Annotated in this window: 13 protein-coding genes; 3 read left to right on the top strand and 10 right to left on the bottom strand. The window is 31.2% G+C overall.

What is annotated here, in order from left to right:
- Positions 1-350: 350 nt before the first annotated feature.
- From BM319_RS02930 to BM319_RS02920, 3 genes are read right to left on the bottom strand one after another with little or no spacing between them, the layout of a single operon-like run.
- Entirely contained in the window at positions 351-1,460 is a 1,110-nt protein-coding gene (locus BM319_RS02930) for a GerAB/ArcD/ProY family transporter (RefSeq protein ID WP_029715373.1), read from the bottom strand.
- A gap of 20 nt (positions 1,461-1,480) precedes the next feature.
- A complete protein-coding gene (locus tag BM319_RS02925) occupies positions 1,481-2,587 on the bottom strand; it encodes a Ger(x)C family spore germination protein (RefSeq protein ID WP_175495539.1) in 1,107 nt (368 codons plus the stop codon).
- On the bottom strand, positions 2,580-4,088 hold the full coding sequence (locus BM319_RS02920) for a spore germination protein (protein WP_025569128.1): 1,509 nt from the start codon (positions 4,086-4,088) through the stop codon (positions 2,580-2,582). The genes BM319_RS02925 and BM319_RS02920 overlap by 8 nt, the downstream gene beginning before the upstream one ends.
- A 301-nt stretch (positions 4,089-4,389) precedes the next feature.
- Here BM319_RS02920 and BM319_RS02915 point away from each other — a divergent pair, with 301 nt between their 5' ends.
- Positions 4,390-5,181 (top strand): Cof-type HAD-IIB family hydrolase, encoded by a 792-nt coding sequence (locus BM319_RS02915; protein WP_025569129.1) that lies wholly within the window; start codon positions 4,390-4,392, stop codon positions 5,179-5,181.
- Positions 5,182-5,398: 217 nt separating this feature from the next.
- Here the strand turns inward: BM319_RS02915 and BM319_RS02910 are convergent, their stop codons facing one another.
- Genes BM319_RS02910 through BM319_RS02900 form a run of 3 tightly spaced genes read right to left on the bottom strand, consistent with a single transcriptional unit; the run spans position 5,399 to position 7,540 of the window.
- The gene (locus BM319_RS02910; protein ID WP_069032237.1) at positions 5,399-6,214 is read right to left on the bottom strand and encodes an RnfABCDGE type electron transport complex subunit D; all 816 of its coding nucleotides are present in this window, start codon (positions 6,212-6,214) and stop codon (positions 5,399-5,401) included.
- Positions 6,204-7,109, bottom strand: coding sequence for an FAD:protein FMN transferase (locus BM319_RS02905; protein WP_069032236.1), 906 nt, complete (start codon positions 7,107-7,109; stop codon positions 6,204-6,206). The genes BM319_RS02910 and BM319_RS02905 overlap by 11 nt, the downstream gene beginning before the upstream one ends.
- The gene (locus BM319_RS02900) at positions 7,109-7,540 is read right to left on the bottom strand and encodes an FMN-binding protein (protein ID WP_091021266.1); all 432 of its coding nucleotides are present in this window, start codon (positions 7,538-7,540) and stop codon (positions 7,109-7,111) included. The genes BM319_RS02905 and BM319_RS02900 overlap by 1 nt, the downstream gene beginning before the upstream one ends.
- Before the next feature lie 442 nt (positions 7,541-7,982).
- Here BM319_RS02900 and BM319_RS02895 point away from each other — a divergent pair, with 442 nt between their 5' ends.
- Entirely contained in the window at positions 7,983-8,693 is a 711-nt protein-coding gene (locus BM319_RS02895) for a DUF421 domain-containing protein (RefSeq protein WP_091021265.1), read from the top strand.
- 94 nt (positions 8,694-8,787) lie between these two features.
- On the opposite strand, the gene BM319_RS02890 is transcribed toward BM319_RS02895, so the two are convergent.
- Positions 8,788-9,252, bottom strand: a complete 465-nt coding sequence (locus tag BM319_RS02890; RefSeq protein WP_091021264.1) for a DUF2231 domain-containing protein — start codon at positions 9,250-9,252, stop codon at positions 8,788-8,790.
- Positions 9,253-9,535: 283 nt separating this feature from the next.
- Between BM319_RS02890 and BM319_RS02885 the strand changes: the two genes are divergently transcribed.
- A complete protein-coding gene (locus tag BM319_RS02885; RefSeq protein ID WP_069032232.1) occupies positions 9,536-9,934 on the top strand; it encodes an alpha/beta hydrolase family protein in 399 nt (132 codons plus the stop codon).
- A gap of 102 nt (positions 9,935-10,036) precedes the next feature.
- Here the strand turns inward: BM319_RS02885 and BM319_RS24525 are convergent, their stop codons facing one another.
- The 3 genes from BM319_RS24525 to fumC all read right to left on the bottom strand — a co-directional run bounded on the left by BM319_RS24525 (position 10,037) and on the right by fumC (position 13,403).
- Positions 10,037-10,333 (bottom strand): L,D-transpeptidase, encoded by a 297-nt coding sequence (locus BM319_RS24525; RefSeq protein WP_286143693.1) that lies wholly within the window; start codon positions 10,331-10,333, stop codon positions 10,037-10,039.
- A gap of 34 nt (positions 10,334-10,367) precedes the next feature.
- The gene (locus BM319_RS02875; protein WP_091021262.1) at positions 10,368-11,393 is read right to left on the bottom strand and encodes an Ig-like domain-containing protein; all 1,026 of its coding nucleotides are present in this window, start codon (positions 11,391-11,393) and stop codon (positions 10,368-10,370) included.
- A 633-nt stretch (positions 11,394-12,026) separates the two neighbouring features.
- Positions 12,027-13,403 (bottom strand): class II fumarate hydratase, encoded by a 1,377-nt coding sequence (fumC, locus tag BM319_RS02870; RefSeq protein WP_091021261.1) that lies wholly within the window; start codon positions 13,401-13,403, stop codon positions 12,027-12,029.
- Positions 13,404-13,660 lie beyond the last annotated feature (257 nt).

Here is a 13,660-nt window from a genome sequence, read left to right as displayed (position 1 = left end):
AACTGCTAGATTACTCTAAGTAAAGGCTATTTGATTAGGATTTATTGCATACTTTTTTTGATGAAAAAGTTGATTGGAATGGAGGGGTGCTCGACTCCTATGGGATTAGCGGGAAGGCTAAAGACCCCGCAGGCTTGCCGAGGAGGCTAAAGAATCCTGCCCCATGGAAAGCGAGCATCCTGTAATGGAAATCAACATCACTCTACTCCTTTTACGAAAATTTGGTAATTTAATTGACAAGGCTGTTTTTCAACAGCGTGAAAAAGCTAACTTATTTGTTAGCTTTTTACTTATTTGAAGTCCCCAAGTGAATATTGACTCAAAAATTACTATTTACTTTATGTATCAAACTAATTTCTCCCAAAACGATCGGCTTTCTTAAAAGCTTGAAAAACCAAATAAATAATAAACAAAATTGGTATATAAAAATAAAGAAAGCTAGAAGTAGCATATGTCATAAAAGTCCCTATTTTCTCCACATCCAATTTACTTTTGAGACTGATCACCATGATATGAACAATAATTATTGAGAACCATAAAGACTTTCTAGTTTTAAATTGAAACGATTCTTTTAAAATTCGGAACGCTCCCCACAATGCCATACAACAAGGAGGCAGTATTACTAAGAGCCATAAAAAGATATATACATATTCAAATCTTTCGATAAAAGGATAGCGAATAATTTTTGACATCATAAGGGTTGGCCAAGTTATATGTTTAAGTTGTCCATGACTAAAGTAAGCGAATGAAACGAATGTAATAAATAAGTATAAAATGATTGTATACGCTTGTGATATATGTGCCCATTTTTGAGATTTTTGATTATTTTTAATAAACGGAAAGTAAATAAGCAAAAATTCAGGTCCAGAGTACATCAGAATACAATACTTTGCTGAAACGAAATAGTCACTTATACTATGATTAAAAACAGGTAATAAATTCGTCCAATAAGCATATTTCAATGGAAAGTAACATGTTAACAATAAGAGAGAAGGTATTATTACTCCCCAAAAACATATTCCTGTAATGACTCTAAATCCTCCAATGACCAAATATGTGATAACAAAAAGCATAATAAATGATAAGAGCCAAATTGGAAAATATGGAAAAACCCAAGTAATAAGAACTGCTATATAGGACCGAATGATCGTTGTAATGACTAAAAGCATGTAAATATAAAAAAAGGTATTTAATATATTTCCTATCCATTTCCCAAATAATTGTTGGTGTAACGACATAATATCTCCATTATTTGATTTCTTTAACAAATAATACATTATCCAAATAATGATATGTATAGAGATACCAACTAGTAAAACCGAAACCCATGCATCCTGTCCGGCTCCTTTTACTATATTACTTTGAAAATTCAGTAAGCCAACACCTGTTTGGGTACTATGAATAAGAAATAATAAAAAAAAGGGAGATACTGTCAGACTTTCTTTTAATTGTTTACTCATAGACGATCTCCTCCATTTTTTTATTCGCCAATCCCAGATTGAGATAATACTACTTTTACATTCACATCGAATTCAATAGTTGGATACACATTTTCATAAAATTCCTTTTCGTTCCATTTTTTCGAATGTGCTCGTGCTAAATCACCTATACCTAAAGGATCGACTTGATGTTTTTGAAAGGTTAATAATAGATTTTCAAAATCTTCTTTCATCTGTTTTTCCAATTGATTGTTTAAAAATAGATTATTTTTTCTTTTCATTAAATCTAGCCATTCTGGATAATCTTTTACCATCCCATTTAGAGTAATATCAAATTTCATTTTTGTTTTTTTCTTATTGGTTTTAATTAATCTTTTTTCATTCCCATTTAAAATCGTTAATATTGCAACATCAATTTTATTTCCCTTCTGAATATTAAATTCTGTTTGTCCTCTAATTACTCTTCCTCTTAATATTTTATACAGTAAGCTTTCTTTTGGATTTAAGATCAGAGCAAGTTTGTCCTTCTTAAATACAGCTAGTCCGTTCACTTCAATATTCTCGTTTTGATTTATCTTAATATAGGGTACTGAAGCATCTCTACCTTCTCCATAATAATCAAATAAAAAACTATGAAATGTTGGAAGCGGTACAAATTGGTTCTTAAAATTTTGTTCAACCAATTTATAGATATAGTTGCTGTCTTTCTCTTTGTTTTTCTTTAATAATTCTCCTGCTGGTTCTTCTGAAACAGCCAATAGCGCATTGCTTCCAAGCAATGGATCCCTACAAACCGCCTTAACAAAATATGACACCCCATTTTCAGCTAGTTCTTTTCCAAAAATAAGAAGGTTCAACTTTCCAATTTCTATCGGTTTTGGGGATTGTTCATTTAAAGCTTGTTTAATTAATAGGGATTTCTTACCACTTCCCTGTAGGACGGAGCTCCCCTTATTTCCTACATCGGTAAAATCAGAATATAGTGCCGTTCCAACAAAATGATCATCAACCTTATCAAAACCGTATACTGATAGAATTTGTATTTCATCAATAATTTTTTGCCGAGGAAAAGAGCAACCTGACAGTAACAAGGTTAGTAGAAAAAAAGCACAAAAAAAGTATAAATTTTTTCGGTTTATTCTATTCATTATTACGATCATCCTTATCTTGATTAGGATTATATCTTTTTAGTGAAAGAGGTCTTAAAAATCTACTACGAGTCGTTGTAAATTGATATGATGACCGAATAAAACTATCGCCGAAGCTTTTTATTCTAAAAGGATATAAAGGAACCATATACGGATTTCCCAATGATTTAAGCTTTAATAAATGCCCTAGCAAAAGAACAAATCCTATTATTATTCCAAAACCACCCATATAAGCTGAAAGTAAAATAAGTGGAAACCGCAAAAGTCGAATAGCATTTGACATTTTAAATATAGGTGTTGTGAAAGAAGCAAGTGCAGACAGTGATACAATGATCAGTAAAATATTACTCGTTAGTGCAGCTTGAACAGATGCCTGTCCAATTACAATACCACCTACAATTCCTAGTGTTTGGCCAATTTTTGTTGGTAATCGAGCTCCTGCTTCTCTTAACAGTTCAATGGTAGTCTCCAAAAAAATGGCTTCCCATATAGGAGGAAATGGAACATGAGCTCTTGAACTAATGAGGGGTTGCAATAAATCATCAGGTAAAACTTCATAATGGTATGTTAAGATTGCTACGTAAATTGGTGTAGCAAACAAAGAGAAAATTACACTTATAATCCGAATGATTCGAAAAAACGATCCAAGTACCCAATTTAGATAGTAATCTTCAGGAGAAATGAAAAAATCCAATATAGTAGTTGGTCCAGTAATAATGTAAGGTGATCCATTCGAAAGGATAGCAACTTGCCCATTTACCATTGCATATACAACCCGATCAGTCCGTTCAGTAGATAAAAAAATTGGAAAAGGTGTATTTGAGTTATCTGAAATAATTTGATCAATCTGTGAATTATCAAAAATAACATCGAAGTCGATGTCTTCCAATCGTTGACGAACAGTTTGTACATATTCTGGATTCGTAATTCCATCCAAATAGGCAATAACTACTTCTGTTTTAGACATCGAACCTATTTTAATTTCCTCAAAAACTAACTCAGGTACAGCTAATTGTTTTCGAAGTAAATGAAGATTAGTACTTAAATTTTCAACAAATCCAACTTTAGGACCGATAACACTAAATTCATTTTCTGTATCATTATTCTCACGATAACCAAGATTTGCATTTTCTACGCTTATCGTCAAATAGCGTTTGAAATACTTGAATTCAAGAATAACATATCCTTTTATTAATTTTTTTTCGATCTCTAGTGGGTCATTCGTAAATTGGACATCCTCAAAAGGAATCGACTTCTTCACATCATTAATTGTACTAATTTTCTTAATATGCTCTTGTAATGACGGGAGTAAAAGGTTATTTATTTTATCGGCATCTACCATACTTTTAAAGTAGCTAATGGTTAGATCCTGCTCTTCAGATAATGAAAATTGGTAGAAATCACTCGATTTAGCAGCCTGTTGAAATATGGACGTTATTGACTTTTTTTCTTTCTCGGACTCTTGATTATTTAAATTTCGTTCACTTGATTTTAAACGCATTTAGACCACCCAATCGAGTTTGTTTACTAATTTCTAAGTATTAAATATAGTCTGCCTAGAATTTCCATTATATTTCCTACTTTATTTTTTCGTACTTTCTAATTTATATACAATAAAAGCATTCAATTTATATTTAAATTAATTCTCTAATACATCCATGCAATGCTGTGATCACATTTGCGGTTATTCTTTTCTATCTCCTGTTACTCATTAATCTTCAATAAATCTATACACTGAGTTTACTAGGTTTTAATATTCAGATGATATGATGGGTTTAACTTCAAATGAGGGGGCAGAATAAATGAATATTCGTGCATTATTTATCGATATGGATGGTACACTCTTAACAGTCTCAAACAACATTTCTCGCCGAAATATGGAAGCCATTAATAAGCTCATGAATCAAGGAGTCATGGTTTTTCTAGCAACTGGTCGACACTTTGAAGTGACCGCTCCCTACCATAAAGAAATTGGATTACAAACTCCGATGATTTGTTTGAACGGTGCCGCCATTCATGATGGTGAGACAGGAAGAATGATTCAAATGGAAACAGTCAAAGTGAACGAAGAACTACTCCATCATTTGACTGCTGAAGACTCTTGTAATGTTATTATCCATACAGCAAATGGACTTTACTGTAAAGAAACAAATGAAGAAATTGATTATTGGACAAAAGTTGGGCAAATACCACCACGATACATTGGTGACTTAAGACTGGCTAATTATAATGATGTGCTTAAATATAGTGTTCGAACAGATGAACAAAATATATCTGCTTTGTTTAAAGAGGAAGCTGAAGTCATAAATTGGAATGACGGTTTTGAAATGGTTGCTCCAAATGTTTCAAAATGGTCTGCTATTAAAAAACTACTTCGTGCATATCGAATTAATCCAAATGAAGTAGTAGCTATAGGAGACGGACCAAATGATATTGAAATGCTTCGTCATGTTGGCACAGGTGTGGCAATGGGGAACGCTCGCGAAGAAGTTAAAGCAGCATCTGATTTTGTAACTGGACATCATGAAAATGATGGATTAGCTGAATTTATAGAGCGTTATCTGCTTAAATCAACAGAAACATTTGCGATTTAGTGTTCTTTTCTAACAAGTTTAATGAATGTGAGAATCCAAAATCAGTAGTCATAAAAAAGGCTCAGAAAAAATCTGAGCTTTTTTGCTTTGAGATAGAATTTTATTATTGTGTAAAGATGGAACAGTCTTAAAATTATAGATTTCAGAAAAAACGATTCAATTGAAATTTTTCTTTGTTTATAATGGGAAAAACTAACATTATCATTTGTTACTAAAATCATACCTTATGAAAGGTTTGATTCCTTTGTTTGACTTTTTGAATTGAGGGTTTTGGTTTCAATAAATTAAATAAATTGCCTACGATCAAGCCTGTAAATAAATAGGTTAACCCTCCAAATAATGTATAAATAGTTACTCCTACTAGTGCACATATAAAACCGAAAATAACTTGTTGTTTGTCTTTGGCTGGCGATGTAGGAGGATCAGTGAGCATAAAAAATGCAAAGAAAAGCGATGCATTTATAAATGGACTACGAAAAGCATCCGATGCATCTCCAATATGAAACAGATTAGTCAATATTAAGAGAATGAAATAGGTTCCTAAAAATGAAAAAACCATAGGGAATTTATTTACACGACTTACAACCATATACCCAGCGATTAATAAAAATATATTTGTCCAACCTTGAAGATCTCCAAATGCCCCCCACCAACTTTGTTCAGTGTGAAAAAGGATGATAGACATTAATAGACCAAAAACTGCTGGATTAACTATTTGTTTCCTTTTAAAAACAATTATATATTTTGATAGAATTGAAATGATTGTAGTGAAAACAATCACATACCATGCAGTGGTTATACTTAAAATCATCGCGACAATCATTCCAGTAATAACTGCTCCGTATGGCTTAATATTTTTCCTTTTTAAAATTAACAAACAGAATATATCCGTGATTGTTGCCACAAAAACGGCGATCAAACAGTTAATTACTCCTCTACTGGTTTGATAATCAATTGTAGCAATTAAGAGTAAAATCATTAAGGACAGAATCACATATCCTTTTGGTGACTTTATCCATTGTTTAATAGTCAATAGTATCCACTCCTTTATGATAAATTTGTAAATCGGATGAAATTAAAATACCCTCTAAACCAACTTCTTCTAATAGAGTTAGTCCCTTTTTTCTTCCCATTAAAAAACATGTAGTTGAAAATGCGTCAGCCATCATTGCATATGGTGCGATGATACTACAACTAATCAACTCTGTTGGTGATTTTTTATTTTTTGGGTTAATAATATGATGAATTCCTGGCTTTAAACCACTTTTACGCTCATAACTTCCAGAAGTACAAATCGCCATGTTAGAAATTTCTAGTGTGTGAATGATATTTTCCTTATTTTGTGGATGCTGAATTCCTATTTTCCATTTATCACCTAATTCATCTAAACCTCCTGCATAAAGATCCCCACCAGCATTAACAATGAATCCGTCAAATTGTCTCAATTCATTTACAGCAAGATCAATGGCAAATCCTTTGGCAACAGCACCTAAGTCAATCACTAATGGCTTTTTTAAAAGTATTGTTTTATCTTCTTCATTTAAGGAAATATCCGAGTAAGTAACTTTTTTAGATGTATTATTTTGTATGAGCTCTTCTGTTAAATAATGTTGGTTAAACCCAACATTTTCCATTATTTGACCGACCGTTGGATCAAATAGTCCATTTGTCCATTTAGCCACCTCTAACGCGAATTTTAATGGCTCAAATAATAATGGACTAACAGCTACTGGTTTATTAATTTGTTTACACACCTTCATTAGTTCACTATCCAAACTAAATCGACTACATGTCCTTTCAACTTCTCGAAAAAAATCAAATGCACGATTAATTGAAGCTTCCGTTTCCTCTAACGATTTTGATGTGACTACTTTAATATCAACAATCGTATCCATAAATAATTTCGTTTTTCCTATGATTTTCTTCATTATATGTTCCTTGCCTTTAATAGAGCATCTTGAATAGCATCTTTAAAGGCCTGTGTACTATATGTCGCTCCTGACACATTCCGAACTTGTGAACTTTGAACACTTACTACTTCATTTGGTAAATTTACAATATCATTCTCAGAATAATGCATACCATAATTACTTATCTCTACATCTATTATTTTATCTTCATTTATCTTTAAGGCGATTTGAATCGATCCACGACGATTAGAACCCATCCCATAAAAAGTTCCATTTTTATATAAACTTTTTTTTACAATATTATTTTTAATTAACGGTACATTGACCTGTTCAGTTTTTGGCGATGCTACATTCGGATCTTGAATCTCAGTTGTAAAGTAGCCAGTAGCATATATCGCTCCTATTGCAGTTGAACAGATAGTGACCCATTTTTTATTCATTTTGCCCATTTACATACCTCCAGTTCTTATTATCATCTTGTATTATAATGAGTAATTCTTAAAATTCTTTTAATTGCTAAGCAAAATTAATAAAATTTCTAGTATTTTTTTGAAAACTTTTCTTATCAGATAGCTTCATTTTAGAAGCTGAATAAACAGTTTAAGATAAATTTAGATTACTTTTTCTTGTTATTCAAAAAATAGGTAGCCATTTAAAATTTGTTTCTTCTAAAAATTACACTATAAAAGTGAAAACTTGATGAAAATTTTGTGCTTTTTTCATTAAATTACAGCAATGGAGTGCAAGTCTTCAAAGTTGCACAAACTAATTTCTACATCATTAAATTTGTCTATCAATTTAAACCTCTTTTATAACGAGATTACATAAATACTTTAATGATAATAATAATTAAAAATAAATTAAGGTTACTGGTAAAAGGAGTAGTTGCCCATGCCTGAACATTTTGAAATTATTACAAGAACAATGCTAGCATTTTTAATATTGTTCATCGGTGCTAAACTATTAGGAAAACAAATTATTGCTGAGATGAATACCTTTGATTTTATTGCAGCTATTTCAGTTGGGAGCATTATTGCAAATTTAGCTTTTAATTTAAATATAAAAATCCACCATGCAGTATTAGCTTTTTTAATTTTGGTCTTAGTCATTTTACTCGTTAGTTTTATTTCCTTGAAAAGCAGAATAGGTAGAAATATACTTGCAGGTAATCCAACTGTCATAATTGAAGATGGAAAAATTTTAGAGGCTAATATGAGAAAAATGCGCTATTCTCTAGACTATTTAAATCAACAATTAAGAGAAAAAGGAATTTTCAACATAGATGAAGTTCTTTATGTAGTAGTTGAAACAAATGGTAAAGTATCTTTTTTACAAAAACCACAATACAGAAGCGTAACAAAACAAGATTTAAATATACCGACAAAACAGGAAAGTAATTTACCTATTGAATTGATTATGGATGGGGAGATTATCTCAAAAAATTTAAGAGAAAATAATCTGTCAGAATTAAAATTACAAGAAGAGCTAAAAAAACGTAATCTTCAAACGAAAGAAGTAGTGTATGCTGTGTTGGCAGCAAATGGAAATATTTATATCGATACTTATAAAGATCAGATTGCTTCTCCAACTGATCAAGAATGAACGATAAATTTTTTGATAGGATTACTGAATAAGTTCAAATAAAAAAGAGCCAATTAAGGCTCATAGATTATAAATTCATCTTTTAAAAATTCAATTATTTAGGTGGATTTACTAATTTATTATGAACTTTTACATTGATACCATCAGTATAAACCATTTTTCCACCATAATATCCTACTGATAATACTAGAATAAGTGAAGCCAAAGTAAAGATTAAATATAAAAACTTAAGCTTTTTAAATAGTTCTTTTTTCTTGAAATAAGTAGAATAAATTCTAAAAGCTGCAACAATTGTTACTAGCCAGCTTGTAAGTATTGCTAACTGATCGTGTATATGCAAGAAAGTAGTATTACCTCTAGCCATTTCTTCTGGTCCAGTAGAAACTGAAAGCCAAGCGGTAAGTGCTGCAAAAATCCAAAGCCACAAACCACGCTCTGCTTGAAAGTTTACTTTCTTGAAAAAAGCACTCCAAAAATCTTTTAGAACTGCTAAAGTGATAAATGCAATTGGGAAATGAACTAGAATTGGATGAAGATGAGAAGTTACTTCGTTAATCATGTGAAATCCTCCTATTTAAAATAGTTGTGTATTCCCTCAAAGATTACTTTTAATTAGTTTGATTAAAGTGTAAACAAATAATATGAAAATTAAATGAAAAATAAATTAAATTTTCCGAAAAATCAATAAGTGAATTCCATCTTATTTGGAGGAACTCCTCTAATATCTTGAGTGATTTTTCTATTCTTATTCCCTACCCACCTATTAGATACAAAACTACTAATTAGTAGTACGAGTGCTACAAATCCAAGCACGTATTATTTGCAAAAGGATTTAGTTTTAAATGATATTGGCTAAAATGCTTCAATCTACTCATGTCATTACAGAAGGATCAATTGAAAAACGTTTTTTAATTTATGTACACGCAAGACAACAAGGTGAATGGGTTCAAAAGATAACAGGTGTTGATCCATTAACAAATAAAGATCAGCTTCTAAAATTTTGTCCCATAAAAAAAATTACAAAAGATTACCCGCCAACATTATTTTTACACGGAACGAAAGACACAGATGTTCCATATGAACAATCTGTCTTTATGAGAGCTGCACTTTTACAAAAAGGTGTGAAAACAAAGTTCATCACTATTCCAAACGGAGAACATGTATTTGATAAGGAATTCGAACATCCAATCGTTCAAGATTCATTAAAACAGATGATGGAATTTCTCCGACAGTATGTATGAAAATTTGCTGAAATAAAAGACTACTAGCTTTTCTTTGAATGGAAAACTAAAAAAGGATGTCTCTTTGCCGAAAAAACGACGATGAGACATCCCTTTTCTTTATTATGCGATTGAAATACCATAAGATTGGGCAATTTCCCCATTCGAATTTGAAGAATCAGCAATAATGACTGTAGTTCCTACGTTAACTTGCTCAAAAAGCCATTGAATTTCACTATTATGCATTCGAACACAGCCGGAACTTACTGATTGTCCTATTGAACTTTCTTTATTGTTTCCGTGGATACCATATGCAGCACCAACACTTATTCCTAACCAGCGCTTCCCTAGTGGATTCCTAGGATCACCTCCAGGAATATTTCCTTTGTACCATGGGCGGTTCTTAACTTTGTTTGAGATGACAAATTTCCCAGTAGGTGTAGGTGTTGACGACTTACCTGTTGCAACAGTAAAAGGTTTTTACAAGATTACCATTACGATAAAAAGTAAGTTTATTCGTCTTTGTATTAATCATTAGCAATTGACCAGTTGATAACGTTGAACTATTTTTAACTGTACTTCCCACTTGTGAAATATAATGTGATACGCGCAAAGTATATGGTGTACTTTGATTATTACTCTGATCTAGAACGATTACTTTGAGAATTGAATTTGCTTTTTGTTTCCCAATTTTAACAGTGAACTTTCCTGTTGAGCTAACTGTATTATCTCCGATTAGATTTTCGTTCATATATACTTTGACAGTTGCGAAAGGTTCAGATATTCCAGTTACAGTCTGTGATTGATCAGATATTGCAGAAAGAGATGTAATCGATGGTGCAACTGTATCTTTTACACTAACTGTAATTGGTTTACTTTTTAATCCTTCACTCACCCCAATGACACTTATTTTCGTAAATTCTTTCAATGGTTTTATAGCATCATTAAATTCACCTTTATCATTTGTTTCCACGGTATTAATTAATTTAGAATCGGTATACACTTCTACCTTACTATTTGAAAGAAATAGACCTTTAATAGCCGTTGATTGGTTTGTTACTTGTTCGATCGTTGGGGTCGGTAAATCTAAAATTGTAAAATTGATTTTATTTTCAGAGATTACTAGATTTTTATGATTAAATTTAATTGAATCAAGTTTATATTCTCCTTTTGTAAATGAACTTGTAATTTTCATTTTTCCAGAAAAAGAGTTCTTAGATGTTTTAATTAAAGAAATATCTTTTCGATTCGTACCATTTGAAAATGTTAATGTAACTTTTTCACCGCTTTTTTTCGTTTTTAAACCGATCTCAATTGTTTGACCATAAGTAGCCTCTGTCGTTTTTAAGTTCACATGATCTATATAATTAGAGAACTCATTATTGTTAAAATTAAACTGAAATGTAGTCGCATTCGCTTTCGGTATGAGGATAAGGATTACTAACATTCCCAGAAGTATCCAAATAATCTTATTAGACATAAGCTCTCTCCTTATTTATATTAAATTACTTAACTAATAGCTGGCCTTGGATTCTAAAACTAACTAGAAAACTTATATATGTATCATAGTTTTTAAATGTTTCATTTTTTGTCACAGGATGTTTCAAAGTTGTAAACATTTCGTTTGTTGGCTTTAAACATGATAAATAAATTCAAAATAAAAAAGCCAAGAAAAAATTCTTGGCTTTTTTAGATCTATTTTTGGGGGGATATGTAAAAAAGAAAACAGTATTAGTATTTTTCTTTTTTTACATGTAGCTTACTATAAATGGTATAGTGATTACTGTTATTAACATTAAAATCCAATTGTGTTTTTTAAGTTTATCTTCAAATTTTTGCATCTCATCTGCTGAAATTGTTTTAATGGGCTTCAATAAATCCGCCTTCTTTCTGTTTAAGTAATATTTAAGAATAAAATGATTATAATCGATTGATGTGAACTTAATGTGAATTTATGATAACTTTTTTTATAGATCCTCTAAAATCGGTGAAAAAATATTGAAAAGTTAATAGATGTTTAATTGAGGGTATGTGAAAATTGATAAAAAAATCCTGATGATCAAAAGTGGCCATCAGGATTTTTTTTGATTTTATTTTAGTATTCAAAATCTAACTAAATCATATTTTCTGGTCTGATCATTTGATTGAATTCTTCTTCCGATAAATAACCCGTTTTTAAAGCTGCTTCTTTAAGTGTCAAATTTTCGTTAAATGCTAACTTCGCTATTGTTGCTGCTTTTTCATAACCAATATGAGGATTTAATGCGGTTACGAGCATAAGTGAACGGTTTAAATTTTGTTCTATCACTTCTATATTTGCTTCTATGCCTTTTGCACAATGGTCGTCAAACGAGCTGATTGCGTCTGAAAGTAATCTAACTGATTGCAGAAAATTATATATAATGACTGGTTTGAACACATTCAATTCAAAGTTTCCTTGACTAGCAGCAAAACCTATTGTCGTATCATTTCCCATAATTTGTGTTACAACCATTGTCAGTGCTTCAGATTGTGTCGGATTTACCTTCCCTGGCATGATTGAACTTCCTGGTTCGTTTGAAGGAATGCTTATTTCACCTATACCACTTCTAGGACCGCTTGCCATCCAACGGACATCATTCGCTATTTTCATTAAATCTGCAGCCAATGCTTTTAAAGCACCATGAGTATAAACGATCTCATCATGACTTGTTAATGCTTGGAATTTATTTTCTGCAGAAATAAAATGTAGTCCAGTTAACGAACTAATTTCTTCAGCCATCATCGTTCCAAAACCCGGATCCGCATTGATTCCTGTGCCAACAGCAGTCCCACCAATAGCTAACTCAGCAATGAATTTCATACTATCTACTATCATTTCTTCGCTTTTTTCTAGCATACGATGCCAACCACTGATTTCTTGACCAAGTGTTATTGGTGTAGCATCTTGCAAATGTGTTCGGCCAATTTTAATAATTTGTTTAAATTTATTCATCTTTTCGTTTAATGTCATTTTTAAATTTCTTAATGCTGGAAGCAATTGCTCATTTACTGCAAGAGCACTTGAGATATGCATTGCTGTTGGGAATGTATCATTCGAACTTTGAGACATATTAACATCATCATTTGGATGAATTTTTTTATTGTTTCCTTTTTCTGCTAAAAACTCATTCCCACGATGAGCGATTACTTCATTAACATTCATATTTGTTTGTGTACCACTTCCTGTTTGCCAAACAACAAGTGGAAAGTGATTGTCAAGTTTACCTTCTAATATTTCATCTACAGCACCAATGATTGCATCTGCTTTTTCACTATCCAATTTTCCTAGTTTTTTATTAGTAATTGCTGCACTCTTTTTAATTAATGCCAATGCATAAATTAATTGAATAGGCATTTTTTCAGTACCGATTTTAAAGTTCTCAAAACTTCGCTGCGTTTGAGCTCCCCAAAGTTTATTAACGGGTACTTTTATTTCACCAATTGAATCTTTTTCAATTCGATAATCCAATTTTTTGCCTCCTAGATTTTAATTATTAAATCATATGTAAAAAGATGGAATCAAAGTAATAATTTTGACATTAGAATAAGTAGAGTTGAGTTAAGTTTATTTATGTATCATTCGAACTTTGTAAAAAATCCTATCTAAAAGAGTAGTCCTTTTTTATTTTATATTGAAATAAAGTCATCAAAATTTAAAATAAAAGTAAGCTAATCCAACAAGATTCGATTAGCTTACTTTTATTTGACTACATTTTCTATTATTTC

The organism is Bacillus sp. UNCCL81 (genome assembly GCF_900112535.1).
Taxonomy (GTDB): Bacteria; Bacillota; Bacilli; order Bacillales; family Bacillaceae_G; genus Gottfriedia; species Gottfriedia luciferensis_B.
This window is presented reverse-complemented; position numbering and strand designations above follow the sequence as displayed.